The sequence below is a fragment of the Gibbsiella quercinecans genome (assembly GCF_002291425.1).
Classification (GTDB): domain Bacteria; phylum Pseudomonadota; class Gammaproteobacteria; order Enterobacterales; family Enterobacteriaceae; genus Gibbsiella; species Gibbsiella quercinecans.
Genome location: NZ_CP014136.1, coordinates 3,912,269 through 3,929,297, shown reverse-complemented (window position 1 = coordinate 3,929,297; position 17,029 = coordinate 3,912,269). Strand labels below are relative to the sequence as shown.

The following is a 17,029-nucleotide window of genomic DNA, read 5'->3' as shown; positions in this document are numbered from 1 at the left end:
AACCGCGCACTTATTGCGCGGCTACGGTCAGGCGGGCAACACGGTTTGACTTAATAAACCGGCTCAGATCCACCGGTTTACCTTGATACTGAATTTGTACTGCCGCCGGGGCGCCAATGGTCAGCTTATAGGGCGCGGTGCCATTCAGGCTCAGTTTGCCACCGCTTTTCTGGATGCCGCTGAACAGCGTTTTACCACTGGCGTCACTCACCTGCAGCCAGCAATCGGCACTGAAATCCATCACCAATGCGTTCAGATCGGCAGCGGCGCCGCTCTCGGCAACGGGTGCTGCCAGTTCTGGGGCTGCGGGGGCGGCAGGCGCAGGGATCGTTGCCTGGCTGGGGGCAACCACAGCTGGCTGTTGAGCCGGTGCCGCCGGTGCTTGCGCTGCGCCGTTGTCCGGCGCAGACGGTTGCACATTGCTGCTGCCGTTATCGGCAGCCGGCGTGCTGGTATCCGCATTGTCATCGTTCAACGGAACCGACTGCCCTTCCCCCTGTGAAAGCTGCGCCGAGGATTGCACCGCCATCGTGGCGATTTCGTCCTGCTGCGCCTTATGGTTTTGCCACCACCAGGCGCCGGTCAACCCCACCACGACAAACCCAATCAGCCAGGTGAAACTCATCAACCAGCCATCGCGTTTTTTGCGGCGCTTGCCCAAAGAAAAACTCTGCATGGGCGCCACTTTTGCTGCTTTAAGCGGCGCCTGCTTGGCCAACATCGGCAACAGTTCTTCTTCCGGCACGTGCACCAGCTTGGCATAGGAACGGATGTAGCCACGCACAAAGGTTGAGGCAAGATCGGCGGAAATATTGTCTTCTTCAATATCACGAACGGTGGACATTTTTAGGCACAGGCGTTCTGCAACCACCTGTTGGCTCATCCCGAGTTGCTCACGGGCTTGACGCAGGCGCTCGCCTGTCGTCATCGATACGGCTTTATCTTGGGAAGCTTCAGTATTCATTAGCTAAGAACTGCTGGTACTGTTTGGATTGTGGAAAACTTCGCGCAAGCTGCCTGCCATAGCGTTGAACGCTGTCCTGGCGGCCGGCTAACGCGGCGAAACGAATCTGTAACCATAAGCTGCTGGCGCTGGCCGGCAGAACATGCTGATAAACATTCAATAAAAGTTGCGACTGCGCGCGCTTCCCTTCTCCAAATTGTTTTTCGGCTTCCGCCAGCAACGGCGCACCTTTGTCAGGATCGGCCTTCAACGCGCGGGTTAATAGCGTGCGCGCTTCGTCAAACTGCCCAGCCTTTAAGAAACAATAACCTGCATTTTCCTGGCTGTCAGCCACCTGGCCGTAATCTGTAGCCAGCGCTGCGGCGCTAAACTGCTGCTGTGCCGCTACATACTGCCCTAAACTGCAAAGAAACGCACCGTAATTATTCAGCACGGCGCCGTTGTTTGGTGCAAGTTTGCGCGCCTGCTGGTAACGCTGCTGGGCGGCGGCGTTATCCTGCACCCGCTGATAATAAAGCGCCATACCCAACTGGGTACGGTAATCCTGTGGGGCCGCGTTTAGCGCCTTTTCCAGGTTGGGCTTGGCCGCAGCCAGATCCCCCTGGTTCAAATAGGCCAGGCCCAGTTGCAAACGCGTTTCCGCCGAGCCGTTTTGCTGGCTCGCGCTTTCTGGCCCCGAACTTGAACAACCGGCCAACAGGCCAGCCGCTAACACCACACCCCACAGTCTCAGCTTCATGCCGTGCTCATTCCTTATCTGATTTAGCTATGGACGCATTGTTCACATAACAGACTGTTAGATAACATAAAATCACACTACACCGTTCAGACCGCCCGGACGTTGATAGGTTCCCCGGCCATTTTCTTTTTCAGCGTGCGTTTGGTGCGGTCGATCACTTCACCGGCCAATTGCCCACAGGCGGCATCGATATCGTCACCACGGGTTTTACGAACAATAGTCGTAAAGCCGTATTCCATCAATACCTTGGAGAAGCGGTCCACGCGGCTGTTGGAGCTGCGGCCATACGGTGCGCCCGGGAACGGGTTCCATGGGATCAGGTTGATCTTGCACGGCGTATCTTTCAAGACCTCCGCCAATTGGTGCGCGTCGTCGGTGCTGTCGTTAACGTGATCCAGCATCACATACTCCACCGTCACACGCCCTTGGTTGGCATTGGATTTCGCCAGATAGCGGCGCACCGCGGAGAGGAAGGTGTCGATATTGTATTTTCGGTTGATCGGCACGATCTCATCGCGGATCGTATCATTTGGCGCATGCAGCGAAATCGCCAGCGCGACATCGATCATATCGCCGAGCTTGTCCAACGCCGGCACCACACCGGAAGTCGACAGCGTTACGCGGCGTTTAGACAGGCCAAAGCCGAAATCATCAAGCATGATTTCCATCGCCGGCACCACGTTCGTCAGGTTGAGCAGCGGCTCGCCCATTCCCATCATCACCACGTTGGTGATCGGGCGCTGGCCGGTTACCCTCTGGGCGCCAATGATTTTCGCCGCGCGCCACACCTGGCCGATAATCTCAGAAACCCGCAGGTTGCGGTTAAAACCCTGCTGCGCCGTGGAGCAAAAACGGCATTCCAGCGCACAGCCTACCTGGGAAGAGACGCACAGCGTCGCACGATCCGCTTCGGGGATATAGACGGTTTCAACCTGTTGATCGCCGACTTTGATCGCCCATTTGATGGTGCCGTCGGCAGAGCGTTGCTCTTCGGCCACTTCAGGCGCGCGGATCTCGGCGATGCTCTGCAGTCTTTGCCGCAAAACTTTGTTGATATCGGTCATCTGCTCGAAATCATCGCAGCAGTAATGATAGATCCATTTCATGACCTGATCGGCGCGGAAAGGTTTTTCGCCCATTTCAGCGAAAAACTCGCGCATTTGCTGACGGTTTAAATCCAGCAGGTTAATTTTGGCCGCAGCCGGTTTTTCCGTTTTAACGGTTTGATTTGTCAGCGAATTGTTTTCAGACACGATATGCTCAGATGCGATGGGTTCTAACATGATGATCTATGGCCTCGTTATTACACGTTATGGCGCGAAAAGAAGAGAATAAGTTTGCAATTTAGCCTGCGTTTACACCGCGGCACGCCCCAGGTTTGCCCAAGCGACGCTGCAACCGGGAGTAGAAAAGCAGGCCCCGGACAAGACGTCTTATCCGGGGCGCGGCATTGTACAAATTTTAGTAGCGCGTTTCCATGTCTGAAAGGCTATCGGGGCATTTTTATTGTTTCATCCGATAAACAGCGCCCTGCAGCACAGATAAACAGGCTATCAGCGCGGGCAGATTTCGCTTTCGTCAAAGAAGTAAGCGATTTCACGCGCCGCAGACTCTGGGGAGTCTGAACCGTGTACGGCATTGGCGGTGAAGCTGTCCGCGTAGTCAGCACGCAGGGTGCCGGCCAGTGCGTTTGCCGGGTTAGTCGCGCCCATGATGTCGCGGTTACGTTGGATAGCGTTTTCCGCTTCCAGCACCTGCACCATGATCGGGCCAGAGGTCATGAATTCAACCAGGCCATCGAAGAATGGGCGGCCTTTGTGCTCGGCATAGAAGCCTTCAGCCTGCTCACGGGTCAGTTTGAGCATTTTGGCGGCGATGATTTTAAAGCCCGCGCGCTCAAAACGTGCATAGATAGCGCCGATATCGTTATTAGCAACGGCGTTTGGTTTTACGATGGAAAAGGTACGTTCTACGGTCATAATGGCCTCTGTCTAACTTCCAAAACAGGTCGGGCGCAAATATCCCCCTTATCGGCCAGAGCAGGCGTATTGCCCTTCCTGCAGCTTGACTTATTTGGGGCATAACTGGGCCAGCCTTCCAAGTGGCGCAGATTATATGTGTGTCATTAACGCTTGCCTACGGGAAAATCAACATTCCATTAAAAAAATGTTAGCGTTATTCCTCATAATCAGCGCGTAAATCCCATTCTATACCCAAATCGCCATAAATGGGCGTGCGCCGCCGGTTATTCCAGTCGGAACGCTTTCAGCGCCACCTGCCCACCTTCATCCAACACGCTGAGTTGAAAACGGCCCGGCTGCACCAACGTTTGCAACAGGTTATCGCCTTCGCCCACCAGTTGGCCGTTCAGGAACCACCAGCGTTGCCCACTGCCGCCCTGCGCCGACACCCGCAGCGCTACCGCATGCTGGCCCGGCAAACGGCGCAGAATCGCGCCGTCGTTCACCCCAAGCAACAGTAGCGGCGCCACTGCCTGCTGCTGCAACGGCGGGCACTGGCTGCTTATCGGCGGCAACCGCTGCGCCCGGCGCTCCTGCGGCGGCAGCCAGGGCTCAAGCGGCAATGGCCATAGCATCACCCGGCGCGGCATGGCGCCTGGGCAATCCGCCGCAACCCGCTCGCCGTTGGCATTCAGCCAAACCAGCGGCTGGCTACCCTGTGCGCTTTCCTGCCCCGGCGCGGGCAACGTAGGCGGCATGGTGCCATCCAGCACCCAGCCTAGCCGGCGCTGGCGGCAGTTGCTGTCGCCGGCCGGCAACGGCTGCCCACCCGGCCAGCAGATCACCGCGCGGCTCACGCTGGCCGGCCGCGGATCCAACGGGATCCCCTGCCCACTCTGGCGCAATGAGGCCAACAATAGGTTATTGACCTGATGCAACATCGGCACCGCCGTGGCAAAGCCGAATTGACCGGCAACCGGGGTGCCGTCCGGCCGCCCGACCCAAATGCCAATGGTGTATCGGGCATTCACGCCCAGCGCCCAGGCATCGCGGTAGCCATAGCTGGTGCCGGTTTTCCACGCCAACGGCACGCGGTTGGATAAAGCATCATCCGGCAGCGGCCGGGCCTGCCCGGCCAAAATACGGCGCACGATCCAGGCCGCACCCGGCGACAACAACGGGCGATCGCGCAACGCCTGGTTTGGGGTAAAGCGCAGCGGCGCGGCCTTCCCCTGGCGCGCCAGCGCGCTAAAGCCGGCCACCAGTTGATCCAGCCGCGCACCTGCGCCGCCGAGGATCACCGCCAGATTAGGCTCGGCATGCGGCGGCAGGCGCAACTCAATGCCCGCATTGCGCAAGTTAGCGGCGAAACGCTTCGGCCCGTAGGCCTCCAGTAGCTGCACCGCTGGCAAATTAAGGGAACGGGCCAGCGCTTCGCTGGCGCTGACCGGGCCATGGAACCCGGTATCAAAATTGCCGGGCCGATAGTCGCCGAAACGCCGGGGCACGTCCTGCAACAAGGACTCTGCGTGGATCAGGCCGTCATCCAGCGCCAGGCCATACAGCAACGGTTTTAGCGTTGAACCGGGCGAGCGCCAGGCGGCCACCATATCCACATGGCCGAAGCGGCTGTCATCGTTGAAATCAAGCGATCCCAGATAAGCCCGCACTTTCATGCTGGTGTGATCGACCACCAACACCCCGGCCGAGGTTTTCTCCGGCAGTTGGCTTTTCCACACGCGCGCCAAGTCCTCCAGCCGCTGCTGCAAGGTGGCATCCAACGTGGTGGCTATCACCTGCTGGTTTTGGCTTTGCAGCATCCGGCGTGCCAGCAGCGGCGCCAACTGCGGCACCTGGCGTGGTGCCAGCCACACGGCTTCCTGGCGGATTTCCGCCACCTGTCGTTGCGACCAAACGTGGTAATAGGCCAGCCGCGCCAGCACTTTGTCACGCGCCGCCTGCGCCCGCAGCGGGTAACGATCCGGCCGCAAGCGGCTTGGCGCCTGTGGTAATACCGCCAGCAGGGCCGCCTCTCCTGGCGTCAGCGCAGACGGCGGCTTGCCCAGGTAGGTCCAACTGGCCGCGCCCACGCCCTGCAGCGTGCCGCCGAAAGGCGCACGGTTCAGGTAGATCTCCAAAATCTGCGCCTTCGAGAGGTGCCATTCCAACTGCGCCGTGCGCCAAACCTGGCGCAGCTTGCCGCCAAGGGTACGGGGGTGCGGATCGATGAGCCGCGCCACCTGCATGGAGAGGGTGCTGCCGCCAGAGATAACCTGCCCGCCCAGTAAATCCTGCCAGGCGGCCCGTAACAGCGATAACGGGTTCACCCCGGGGTGGCGATAAAACCAGCGATCCTCATAGGTCAGCAACGCTTGCAGATAATAGGGGGAAACGTCCGCCAGGGTAACCGGATAACGCCATACCCCGTCGCTGTCGGCATAACGCCACAATGGGGTGCCGTCTTCTGCGGTCACGACGCGCGCCATCTGCGCTTCCGCCAGCGGCAGCGGCCACTGCCGATCCGCCCACCACAGCAACAACGGTAGCAGGCAAACGGCTAACAGCCACCGCGGCCAACGGCGGCGCAGGTGGCGTATCAGGCGGCTCATGGCACCCTCACGCCCCGCTGCGCGCAGCATCGCCGCCGCGGGCGGCCAGCCTAGCGGCCAATCTCAAGCCGCTGCGGGGTGTCACCCACCGCGCGCCAGTTGGGCACGTACATTGATTCCACCTGCGGCGCCGGGATCCGGTAAACGCCGGGCGTCACCGCACGGGCCAGATAAACCAGCGTTGTATGCCGGTAACCGTCAATATCCACCGCCGCTACGTAGCGATCGTCACGGAACTCCTGATGGCGAATTTCCGCCTGCTGCATATCCTGCAACAGCTCCGCCAGGTTGCTGGCGCTTTCTTCCAGGCTGGCGCTGCTGTCGGCCAGGTTTTGGTTTTCCAGCTCCAGGCCGGCCGGCAACAGATCAACCACCAGCGCATCCGGCACGTGAGTGGTGGCCGAGATGTCCAAATGCACCACCACCAGTTGACCGCTTTTCAATGCATCAAGCGCCAACGGCTTGCCATCAAGCCCCAGGAACTCGCGCTCTATGTTCAACACATTGCTATGGGGCGGCGGCGCCTGCTGCGGATACCCCACCACATCAAGCAAGCCATACAGCGTGCCGGTGCCGGTATTGGTCAGGTGAATGCCGGCCGCCAGCTTATCTGCCGGCAGCGTTTGCCCCCATGGCCGATCGCCCGCCAGTGTGTCGCCTTCGGCCGTCTGGGCCTGCCAGTGCGTTTGCGTGCTGCCGATCAGATTACGGGTTGCCAGGAACAGCGCGTTGCTTTCCTGTGTGGATAAGTATTCCTGGCCGACAAGACGTTCGCTCAGCGACAGCAGCAGCCGATCGCGCGTTGGCGGCAGCAGGTCGTTTTCAGCCAATAGCGCCAAGATCAGCGCATCATCACGCAACGGGCTGCCGTAATCGGCCAGCAGATAATCCCGGGCATTACGCTGGATCGCCAGCCCCTGTTCGAGCGCCTGGTTGGCGCGCGGCATATCGCCCATCAATTTCAGAGCAACGCCCAACTGCACCAGCGGCAGGCCGGAGCGTGCATCCGCACGGCGTTCATACAGTTGGCGCAGCGCCCCCAACGGGGCTTTCTGCTGCCGCGCCAGCACCAAGCCGGCATAAGCCTGCACCGCCAGGCGGGTATGATCCGGGAATGAACTGTATGCCACATCAATCTGGTTGCGATCCTGCAGGTAACGCTGCAAACGTTCATTCGCCTTGGCCAGCGCATCCGCCGGCACGCTGTAGCCCTGCTCGCCGGCCCGAACCAGGAAATCGGTGGCGTAGGCGGTCAGCCAGAATTCCTCCTGGCTTTCGCGGCTCCATAACCCAAAGCCGCCGTTATAGCGCTGCATACTGAGCAAATGCTCAATACCGGCATCAATACTTTGGCGACGCGATTCATCGCTGCCGGTTTTAATGCCCAGCGCGGTAAGCTGCGCGCGGTTGGTATACAGAGAAGGGAACAGACCGCTGGTCGTCTGTTCCAGGCAGCCGTATGGATAGGCGTACAGTTCCCGAACGTAACGCGCCAGATTGATCGGCGGGCGGCTGCTCAACACCCACTGCCCTTCCAGCGTGGAGGCCACCAACCCGCTATAGGCTTCCGGCGGCAATGCCCAGCCCTCGCCGGGGCGCATCACGGCCGAAAAGTGACGGGTTTGGCCAGGATAAGCCGGGCGCACGCCGATGGGCCAACGGTGCTGATAATCCGCAACGTCCTCTCCCGGCAGATTTAACCCGCTGACGGTCAGCGCCACATCCCCCTGGCCGAAGCCCGCCAGCGCCTGTACCGGCACCCGCAACGTTTTACGTTCGCCCGCGGCCAGTTGAACCTGCTGTTCGCCGGTGCCCTGCAGGCTAAGCAAACCGCTGGCCGCCAGCTTCACTTGCAGGGCCTGCGGCCGGCCGGTCAGGTTGCTAAGATCCAACGCCAACTGCGTGCTGTCGCCGCCGGCCAGGAAGCGCGGCGTAGCCAGCTCTGCCACCAGCGGCGCGGCCACAATCACTTTCCCTTCTGCGCTGCCGAAGTCTTCATCGCTCCATGCCTGTGCCATCAGGCGCAGTTCACCGTTAAAATCAGGAATCGCAAGCGTAATTAGGCCTTCGTCGTTGGCATCCAGCGCCACGGGCTGCGCCTGTTGCGCCACGATCGTCACCGCGCTGATCGGTTTTTTGCCGCCGCGCGCCAGCGGATCTTCATCGTCGCCATCCCCGCCATAACGCAGGCTGGCCAACCGCCCTTTGCCTTCGATCAACTGCCCGTAAACGTCGTATTGATCGGCGCCGTAACGTTTGCGGCCAAAGAACGCCTGATACGGATCCGGCGTTGCGTAGCCGGTGATATTCAGGATGCCGCTGTCAACGGCGGAAAGCAGCACGTTGATCTGTTTTGGCAACTCGCCGCTACCGCGCGCCGCTTTAACCTTTACCGTTAACGTTTTATTCGGCCGTATTTGTGCCGGCGCATCCAGCGCCAGCGCCAACTTGCGATCGGCGCCCGCCAGCGGCAGATGCAGCAACCCGACTGCCCGTTTCGGCAGCGCCTGCTGTTGCTTATCGCCGGGGCGGATCACCAGGGCGCTCAGGTAAAGATCGTGACGGGCCCACGCCTGATTGACCGGCACCTCAACCTCGGCACCGTTTTCCGGCACGTCCAGCTCCTGCCACCACAATGGGCCATCGCTGGATTCCACCAGCAGATAACCTTTGCCTGCCGCAGGCGCTTCTATACGTACGCGGGCTTTTTCACCCGGCGCGTAGGCCGGTTTATCCAGCTTCAACTTCACCTGGTCCGGGCGCACCACGCCGCTGCCGCCGGTGTTGTCTTGCCAACGGTAGCCGGCCCAGAAACGCACGCTGCTCAACAGGTGGCTTTGCGGATCCACCACTTCCAGGCGATATGCCCCCCACTCAACCGGGAAGCTGACCCTGGCGCTGCCGTTGGCGGCGATATCCACGGTTTGCTCCGCCAGCGGCAGATCTTTTTTATCGTACAGTGATTGCCAGCCTTCGCTTTCCGACCACTGCCAGTAGTAGTCGCGCCGCTCACGGACCAGGCGCGCCTTCAGCCCATGAGCCGCCAGCTTTTCACCGGCGGCGTTGGCATACACGATATCAAAACCCGCCTGGCTATTTTCATCCACCATCGCCTGCATTTGCTGGCTGTCGGTGCGATAGTCATACACCGGCTGTTTGCTGAACAGCGGGCGGATGCCCGGCAGCGCCGCCGCGGGCCAGATGGCCTGCTCGGCCCGGCGCGTTACCGGGCGGCCGCCGGATTCCAGCAGGCTGGCCTGAATAACCGCCTTCAGCGGGGATTTTACCCCGCCCCAAGTGCTGTCTAACGCTATCTGCGCCTTACCGGCGGCATCCAGCGCCTGATCAAACTCGTCCATATTGCGCACCAGGTTTTCTTCCGTGACGGAGCCAAACTCATAACCCGGCAGGCTGCTGACGGCTTCGCGCAGGGGCCGCAGAAACAGCTGCCCCTGCAACGCGTTGCCGGCGGCGGGCGCGCCATAGAGGTAATGGCCGCTGACGCTAAACGCCAACGGTTCATCCGGGCGCAGCGGCTGCGGCTGTGAACCAATAGACAGCGCCATACGCTCCGGCAAAAAGTCTTCCACCCGGAACTGATACAGGCGCGGCTGATTGTCGCCGACATTGAAACGCAGCGACCAGGTGCCGGTCGGCGCGTTTTGATCGATGGGATATTGGTATTGATACAGGCCGTTTTGCGGCTGCCAGACAAAGCTGCGCGCCACCTGATCGTCAGGCTTGACGATCTCGACCTTAACCGGCTGGGCCGGCAGCGGTTTGCCATTGGCATCACGCAACAGGCCGTTGACCACCAGCGTCTCACCCGGCCGGTAAATATCGCGCGGCCCAAAGGCAAAGAACTGTTTGCTGTAGCCCGCCGGGCCCGCAATATCGAACTCGGCCAGATCGAGCGCCGGCGCAGACAGATCGATCATGCTGGTTTGCCCCTGCTGGGTCGCCAGCAGCAGCCGCGCCTTGGCGCTTTTTTCCAGTTGGGCATGGCCCTGGCGATCCGTGCTCGCCTGCGCCAGCGCCCGGCCTTTTTCATCCAGCACGCTCAGTTCTACCCCTTCCAGGGCCCCGCCGTTTTCCAACCGTTGGGTGAAAACATCAAGGCGATCATGGTAGCTATGCAGAGAAACGCCGATGTCGCTCAGGGTAAACAGGGTGGCCGGATTGCTGTACCCGTAATGCCCGGCCTGCTGCATCACCGCCAGATAAACCCCCGGCTGCTGCAGTTTTTCGATGCTGGCCAGCGGCAACAGTAGCCGCTCGCGGGTATTGCGCGCGGGATTAAGATCAAAGCGCCCGCTATAAACCAGATCCGCCATTTTCAGCAGATCTTCGGATTCCCAACTGGAAAGCGCGCTGCGGTATTCCCAATTGGCCAAAAACGCGGGCAGTGAAGCCGCTTTGATGCGGAAGAAATTCACGTCGACGCTGTCGACGTTAAGCGCCATGACCGGTAGCCCGGCAGCTAGCTTGGTTGGCAACAAAGAACCTTTGCTGGCAAAGCCGACGCTGGGTGTAATATCGCGGGTCGTCAGGGTTTGCTGCTGCTGGCCGCCCAGCTCGGCGCCGTTGAGCGCTTTCAAGCCGCCCTCGACGGTCAGCACCAGTTTGCGGTTCGGCGGCAGATGGCGCAGGCGCAGCTCCGTTAAGTTATCGGCAAGCTCCCAAACGCCGTCAATTTTGCCACTGGCGCTGTCCACCAGGTGCACGCGTGCCATAAAATCCTGGTTTGGATCCAGCGGGATGGAGAAGGTCAGCACCATGGCGCTGGCACCATCCAACTGCAGTTCGGCCGCGTCCAGCAGTTTGAGCGGTTTGCCGGCGTCGCGCCGGGCCATCGCTGCCAGTGCATCGCCACCCGGCGTTTTCGCCGGCGCGGCGGCAGTGGGTTGCCCAGTAGCGGCGGGTGTAGCAGGTGGATTATTATCACAAGCGGCGAGTAGCCATAACCCGCTAGCCAATAAGATGCCCTGCAAAAGCGGTTTGCCTGATGCAAATGCCCGGCGACGGCATAATTTCATCGTTTAACTCCCTGGCACGGTAAGCGCAGTCCTGACGGCGAAAATGCGGAATACCCTTCACACTTCACGTTGCCGGTGCGTTGCCGGAGTTTCGCAGCCCATATCTGGGCCGCGCTTCTGCGGCGCACGGCCTGTAACGCGAGTTATTTTGGGTAGATATGCGGAGAATAATAGCGTGCAGGCCGCCGGGCGGCGAAATATTTTGCACCGACTTTGCGCAATGCGCCGCATTAAATCACCAGGGATCAACGGCGCAGGCCAGATAAGACGCCGCCTGCGGCGGCATCCTGGCGGCAACAAATTACTGGGTTTTATCGGTGGAAGGGATGATATTGCGTAACCAACTTCCCCAACGGCGCTGATAAAAAGGCTGGGTATGGCTGATCAGATAGTGGCTGACGCCACGCTCTTTCTCCGACACCAGGCAAAAATCCACCGGTTCATCGTCAGGCATGGTTTCGCTGGCAACGCTGCCCGCTTCGTTGATTAACGCCTCAACATCCGTTGTATCGCCGTCAATCTCCAGCCCCACCAGCAGATTAGGCCGCTCATCCACCGCGCGATCGTGCATCAGCGCCAAAAACGCGCGGCGCACCGGTTTGCGCTGGCTGAACAGTGTGGTCAACGCGTCGACCAGCGCCGACGGGTAAACCTCCGGCTGGCCCAGCAGGATCTGGGTATCCTGATCAACATAGTGCTCGACCGGTTTGGCGACGCCGCCGGTGGCCAGCAGCATCGCCACTTCTTCCGGGTAGAACTCTTTGCCGTATTCCGCTTTCGGGTTGAGAAACAGCTCCGCCCCTTCAGTCAGCTCAAACAGCACACGCGCCGGCATGGCGATAAACGGCTGTTCGGTTTCAACCGCCTGGCGCAAGGCTTCCAGCGAAGAGAAAAACGGGATCACGCTGCCGCCGCCCTGCTTTTCCCAATGCTGGATATTCACCGGCGTGTCGGCATTCAGCGCGATTTCGCCCACCTCCGGCAGTTGTTCACGGTCGCCGAGAATGTAGACCGTAGCGTCCAGCAGCGTCTGGAAAAAGGCCGGCCGATAGGCCGATTCCGTGGCCGCCAGTTTCAACAAACGCTCCAGTTCGTTTTCACCGGGCGCGCTATCGTTATGGGTGGCGCTCATTGCTTACTCCAATATCAACACAGCCAAAGGGCCCGGCCTGCGCCGAGCCCCCGTCAACGTGATGGCCAGGCCGCCGTTTAGTTAGCTTTGTTTAGCAGCAGGTTGGCCAAGGTGCGCACGCCCAGACCAGTGGCGCCGGCCGACCATTGTTCCACCGCCCCTTTGCGGTAGGTGGCCGAACAGTCAATGTGCAGCCAGCCCTGGTGGTAATTTTTCACGAAGTGCGACAGGAAAGCCGCCGCCGTGCTGGCCCCGGCGCTGTAGGCCGGCGCCGCCACGTTGTTCAGCTCGGCAAAGTTAGACGGCAACTGACTACGGTGGAACTCGGCCAGCGGCAGGCGCCAGAACGGTTCATTCTCCGCCTGGGCACTGGCCAGCAGTTCCTGCGCCAATGCATCATCAAAGCTGAACAAGGCGTGGTAGTCGTTGCCGAGCGCCGTTTTCGCCGCACCGGTCAGAGTGGCGCAGTCGATAATCAGCCCCGGGTTTTGCTCAGAGGCGTCAATCAAGCCGTCGGCCAATACCAGGCGCCCTTCGGCGTCGGTGTTCATCACTTCAACGGTTTTACCGTTGCGATAGCGGATGATATCGCCCAATTTGAACGCATTGCCGCTCACCATATTATCGGCGCAGCACAGATAGAGCTTTACGCGCTTGTTCAGCCCGCGCGAAACGGCCAGCGCCAGCGCACCAGTGACGGTGGCAGCGCCGCCCATGTCCGATTTCATCGAATCCATAAAACCGCTGGGCTTCAGGCTGTAACCGCCGCTGTCAAAGGTGATGCCTTTACCCACCAGGCAGGCAAAGACCGGGGCCTGCGCATCACCGGTCGGGTTGAAATCCAGCGCCAGCAGCACCGGCGCGCGATCGGAACCGCGGCCTACCGTATGCAGGCCGGCATACTCCTGCGAACGCAGATCTTCACCTTTGGTGATCCGGTAGGAGACGGCATCGCCGCCAACGTCGCACAACAAATCCACCGCACGGGTTGCCAGTTGCTCTGGCCCCAATTGCTCTGCTGGCAGGTTGATGGTGTCACGCACCCAGTCGACGATCTTCAGGCGCCGATCCAGTTCCTGGCGCGCATCCTGCGACAGTTCGGCCCATTCAATGCTGCGCTGGCCCTTCGGCCCGCGGAAACCTTGCCAAAACGCCCAGCTTTGCTCCAGCCCCCAGCCCTCGCCGGCCAGCTTCACTTTTTTTACGCCCTGGCCGTCAACTTTATGGCCCGCACGTTGGATGGCGGCCAGTTCTTCGGCGCCGGTCAGGTGGATAACCATGCCTTCGCTATTGGTGCTCAACAGCGCTTTTTCGCCCCAGCGCGCATCGGCGGGGGTATGAGAGAGCGTGACCTGCATAATATCGGTTGTCATAGCCTTACTCCGGTTTTGCTGTCCCTTGCATTTTCCCCGCTTCGCCGTTGCGGCCAGGGGGAACAATGGGGTCGTTTTGTTATCGTGTCGGATACAAAATAAATGGGCCGCCCTAGGCAGCCCGCGCTATTCACTCCGCTTCATCTAACCAGACCAGCAGAATGGCTTCCAGTATTTTCTCATTGGAAGCCTGTGGATCGTCATCAAACTCGTCCAGATCGCAAATCCACTGGTGCATATCGGTAAAACGGACGGTTTTCGGATCGGTATCCGGATAGTTATCGTACAGCGCTTCGCCAATTTCGCGGCTGTCGGTCCATTTTAATCCCATCATGATCTCCTGATTAAGCAAAACGCGCCGTTGGGCGGCGTGTTTTAATGCTCGCGCGCATGGTTAATGGTATAGCGTGGAATTTCCACCACCAGATCTTCATCTGTAACACGCGCCTGGCAGCTCAGGCGGCTTTCCGGCTCCAGCCCCCAGGCTTTATCCAGCATGTCGTCTTCCAGTTCGCTGCTTTCTTCCAGCGAATCAAAACCTTCACGCACGATGCAGTGGCAGGTGGTGCAGGCGCAGGATTTCTCGCAGGCGTGCTCAATTTCGATCCCGTTGCGCAGCGCGACGTTCAGGATAGACTCCCCTTCCATCGCCTCCAGCACGGCGCCCTCCGGGCACAGATCCTGATGGGGCAGGAAAACAATTTTAGCCATGGTTAAACCTCATCCACAGAATGACCGGCCAACGCCCGGCGAATGGAAGCATCCATGCGGCGCGCGGCAAAATTTTGCGTTGTTGCATCAAGTGTTTTTATTGCGGCTTCGATCGCAGCGGGATCGCTGCCCTGCACCGCTTGCTGCAGGCTTTGCTGCGCCGTAGCGATCGCCTGGCTTTCGGCTTCGCTCAGCAGCGCGGCGTCGCTCGCCAATGCACCGTGCAGGCTTTCCAGCACCCGGGCGGCCTCAACCCGCTGTTCCGCCAGCCGGCGTGCGCCGATGTCGCTTTGCGCATTGGCCATGGAATCCGCGATCATGCCGGCAATTTCAGTGTCGGAAAGGCCGTAGGACGGCTTCACCTGAATAGCAGCGGCCACGCCGGTGGATTTTTCCATCGCGCTGACGCTCAGCAGGCCGTCGGCGTCCACCTGGAAGGTCACGCGAATATGTGCGCCCCCTGCCGGCAGCGGCGGCAGGCCGCGCAGGGTAAAACGCGCCAGCGAACGGCAATCCTGCACCAGCTCGCGCTCGCCCTGCAGGACATGGATCATCATGGCGCTTTGGCCATCTTTGAAGGTGGTGAACTCCTGCGCGCGCGCCACCGGGATGGTGGTATTGCGCGGGATCACTTTCTCCACCAGCCCGCCCATGGTTTCCAGCCCGAGCGACAGTGGGATCACATCCAGCAGCAGCATATCGCTGTCGGGCTTGTTGCCCACTAAAATATCGGCCTGGATTGCCGCACCAATGGCGACCACTTTATCGGGATCGATCGATGTCAGCGGCGTGCGGCCAAAGAATTCGCCCACCCGTTCGCGCACCAGCGGCACGCGGGTGGAGCCGCCGACCATCACCACTTGCAACACGTCGTCAGTGGCGACGCCGGCGTCTTTTAGCGCGCGGCGGCAAGCCACCAGCGTGCGTTTCACCAGCGTTGCGATCAGCGCCTCAAACTGCTGGCGGGTCAAGCTGCCCTGCCAGCCGGCGACGGTGACCGTGGCAACATCGGCTTCGCTCAGAGCGATTTTTGCCTGGATGGCCGCGTCCAGCAACTGGCGCTGTATGCCATGATCGCTGCGATCGGCGATGCCGGCTTGCTCACGCAGCCAATCAGCCAGCAGGTGATCAAAGTCATCGCCGCCCAGCGCGGAGTCGCCGCCGGTCGCCAACACTTCAAATACGCCGCGGCTCAGCCGCAGAATGGAAATATCAAAGGTGCCGCCACCCAAATCGTAAACGGCGATCACCCCTTCATGGCCGGAATCCAGGCCGTAGGCGATCGCCGCCGCGGTCGGTTCGTTCAGTAAACGCAGCACATGCAGGCCGGCCAGGCGCGCGGCGTCTTTGGTGCCCTGGCGCTGCGCATCGTCGAAATAGGCGGGTACCGTGATCACGACGCCATCAAGCTCCCCTGCCAACGCCGCTTGCGCCCGTGTGCCAAGTACCTTGAGAATGTCGGCCGACACGCTGACCGGGTTGACCAGCCCGCCGGCGGTGGCGATCAGCGGCAAACCGTTGTCGCTGGCCTGAAATGAGTACGGCAGATTGGGATAACGGGCGGAGACATCGGCCAATGAACGGCCCATCATGCGCTTGATCGAACTGATGGTATTGGTCGGATCCTGCGCCGCTTGCGCGCGCGCCGCCCAGCCGACGTTGTGGCCGCCGGCCTGGTAGTGCACGACGGAAGGCAAAAGGTGTTGCCCTTGGGCATCGGCCAGGGTTTCAGCCTGCCCGCTGCGCACGGTGGCAACCAGCGAATTGGTGGTGCCCAAGTCTATACCGGCAGCTAAACGGCGCTGGTGCGGTGCTGAACTCAGGCCGGGCTCACTAATTTGTAATAAGGCCATATTGAGGCTTCCACAAGCAAAATGTAATACGCGTCATCCGTTAAGTCGCCTGTGCATCGGCCGCGCTCAGGCTCCGGATTGTCTAGAGTATGTTATTCAAAACCCAGCAATTTTTCTTCGAGTTGTTCAACCTGTTGCTGAAGCTTATCCAGAAAACGCAGTTTACGGACGGTATCGGCGGCCACGGGCCACTGCTGGCCGTCCAACTGTTCCACCATCGTTGCGCTGCGCTGTTTGATCATCGTGGCCAACTGCGCGGCAAAACGGGCGAGCGCATTTTCATCCGCTTGCTGTTCAATGGCGTCCAGCGCTTCGCGCAGTTCCAACTGCTCCATCAGAAACGCGGTATCACGCAGGGTATGTTGCTCATTGCTCAGATCAAAACCGTGCAACGATAACATATACTCTGCGCGTTTTAACGGGTGCCGCAGGGTTTGATAGGCTTCGTTGATGGTCGCCGCCTGCGTGAGCGCCATCAGGCGTTCGCGCTCCGGCTGAAGGGCGTTGCGGTCGGGGTGAAATTGGCGCTGCATATCCTGAAAACGGGATGCAAGCAGGCTACCGTCCAGCGCATAGCGAACCGGCAACCCGAATAAAGTAAAGTAATCCATAGCGTGCTCTGGTGGTTTGAGGCCCCCCGCCTGCGCCGGG

At 60.3% G+C, this 17,029-nt stretch carries 12 protein-coding genes; all 12 read right to left on the bottom strand.

What is annotated here, in order from left to right:
* Window positions 1–10: 10 nt before the first annotated feature.
* Window positions 11–964, bottom strand: coding sequence for a cytoskeleton protein RodZ (gene rodZ / locus ACN28Q_RS18075; protein WP_095847611.1), 954 nt, complete (start codon window positions 962–964; stop codon window positions 11–13).
* Window positions 954–1,703 (bottom strand): type IV pilus biogenesis/stability protein PilW, encoded by a 750-nt coding sequence (gene pilW / locus ACN28Q_RS18070; RefSeq protein WP_095847610.1) that lies wholly within the window; start codon window positions 1,701–1,703, stop codon window positions 954–956. Before pilW ends, rodZ begins: the two co-directional genes overlap by 11 nt.
* 86 nt (window positions 1,704–1,789) lie before the next feature.
* On the bottom strand, window positions 1,790–2,986 hold the full coding sequence (rlmN, locus tag ACN28Q_RS18065; RefSeq protein ID WP_095847609.1) for a dual-specificity RNA methyltransferase RlmN: 1,197 nt from the start codon (window positions 2,984–2,986) through the stop codon (window positions 1,790–1,792).
* A gap of 270 nt (window positions 2,987–3,256) precedes the next feature.
* On the bottom strand, window positions 3,257–3,682 hold the full coding sequence (ndk, locus tag ACN28Q_RS18060; protein WP_095847608.1) for a nucleoside-diphosphate kinase: 426 nt from the start codon (window positions 3,680–3,682) through the stop codon (window positions 3,257–3,259).
* A gap of 266 nt (window positions 3,683–3,948) precedes the next feature.
* Window positions 3,949–6,273 (bottom strand): peptidoglycan glycosyltransferase PbpC, encoded by a 2,325-nt coding sequence (pbpC, locus tag ACN28Q_RS18055; RefSeq protein ID WP_095849083.1) that lies wholly within the window; start codon window positions 6,271–6,273, stop codon window positions 3,949–3,951.
* A 50-nt stretch (window positions 6,274–6,323) separates the two neighbouring features.
* A complete protein-coding gene (locus tag ACN28Q_RS18050) occupies window positions 6,324–11,309 on the bottom strand; it encodes an alpha-2-macroglobulin family protein (RefSeq protein ID WP_095847607.1) in 4,986 nt (1,661 codons plus the stop codon).
* 301 nt (window positions 11,310–11,610) lie between these two features.
* Window positions 11,611–12,441, bottom strand: coding sequence for an enhanced serine sensitivity protein SseB (gene sseB / locus ACN28Q_RS18045; protein ID WP_095847606.1), 831 nt, complete (start codon window positions 12,439–12,441; stop codon window positions 11,611–11,613).
* 77 nt (window positions 12,442–12,518) lie between these two features.
* Window positions 12,519–13,814, bottom strand: a complete 1,296-nt coding sequence (gene pepB, locus ACN28Q_RS18040) for an aminopeptidase PepB (RefSeq protein ID WP_095847605.1) — start codon at window positions 13,812–13,814, stop codon at window positions 12,519–12,521.
* A 130-nt stretch (window positions 13,815–13,944) separates the two neighbouring features.
* Window positions 13,945–14,145 carry a Fe-S cluster assembly protein IscX gene (gene iscX / locus ACN28Q_RS18035; RefSeq protein WP_095847604.1) on the bottom strand — a complete coding sequence of 67 codons (201 nt, stop codon included), beginning with the start codon at window positions 14,143–14,145 and terminating at the stop codon, window positions 13,945–13,947.
* A 44-nt stretch (window positions 14,146–14,189) separates the two neighbouring features.
* Window positions 14,190–14,525: an ISC system 2Fe-2S type ferredoxin gene (gene fdx, locus ACN28Q_RS18030; protein WP_095847603.1), complete on the bottom strand. Its 336-nt coding sequence runs from the start codon at window positions 14,523–14,525 to the stop codon at window positions 14,190–14,192.
* Window positions 14,526–14,527: 2 nt separating this feature from the next.
* Entirely contained in the window at window positions 14,528–16,378 is a 1,851-nt protein-coding gene (hscA, locus tag ACN28Q_RS18025; protein WP_095847602.1) for a Fe-S protein assembly chaperone HscA, read from the bottom strand.
* A 92-nt stretch (window positions 16,379–16,470) separates the two neighbouring features.
* On the bottom strand, window positions 16,471–16,989 hold the full coding sequence (hscB, locus tag ACN28Q_RS18020) for a co-chaperone HscB (RefSeq protein ID WP_095847601.1): 519 nt from the start codon (window positions 16,987–16,989) through the stop codon (window positions 16,471–16,473).
* Window positions 16,990–17,029 lie beyond the last annotated feature (40 nt).

Excerpts from the sequence above, each read along its gene's own strand:
- rodZ (WP_095847611.1), bottom strand. The coding sequence starts at position 964 with ATGAATACTGAAGCTTCCCAAGATAAAGCCGTATCGATGACGACAGGC.
- pilW (WP_095847610.1), bottom strand. The coding sequence starts at position 1,703 with ATGAAGCTGAGACTGTGGGGTGTGGTGTTAGCGGCTGGCCTGTTGGCC.
- rlmN (WP_095847609.1), bottom strand. The coding sequence starts at position 2,986 with ATGTTAGAACCCATCGCATCTGAGCATATCGTGTCTGAAAACAATTCG.
- ndk (WP_095847608.1), bottom strand. The coding sequence starts at position 3,682 with ATGACCGTAGAACGTACCTTTTCCATCGTAAAACCAAACGCCGTTGCT.
- pbpC (WP_095849083.1), bottom strand. The coding sequence starts at position 6,273 with ATGAGCCGCCTGATACGCCACCTGCGCCGCCGTTGGCCGCGGTGGCTG.
- ACN28Q_RS18050 (WP_095847607.1), bottom strand. The coding sequence starts at position 11,309 with ATGAAATTATGCCGTCGCCGGGCATTTGCATCAGGCAAACCGCTTTTG.
- sseB (WP_095847606.1), bottom strand. The coding sequence starts at position 12,441 with ATGAGCGCCACCCATAACGATAGCGCGCCCGGTGAAAACGAACTGGAG.
- pepB (WP_095847605.1), bottom strand. The coding sequence starts at position 13,814 with ATGACAACCGATATTATGCAGGTCACGCTCTCTCATACCCCCGCCGAT.
- iscX (WP_095847604.1), bottom strand. The coding sequence starts at position 14,145 with ATGGGATTAAAATGGACCGACAGCCGCGAAATTGGCGAAGCGCTGTAC.
- fdx (WP_095847603.1), bottom strand. The coding sequence starts at position 14,525 with ATGGCTAAAATTGTTTTCCTGCCCCATCAGGATCTGTGCCCGGAGGGC.
- hscA (WP_095847602.1), bottom strand. The coding sequence starts at position 16,378 with ATGGCCTTATTACAAATTAGTGAGCCCGGCCTGAGTTCAGCACCGCAC.
- hscB (WP_095847601.1), bottom strand. The coding sequence starts at position 16,989 with ATGGATTACTTTACTTTATTCGGGTTGCCGGTTCGCTATGCGCTGGAC.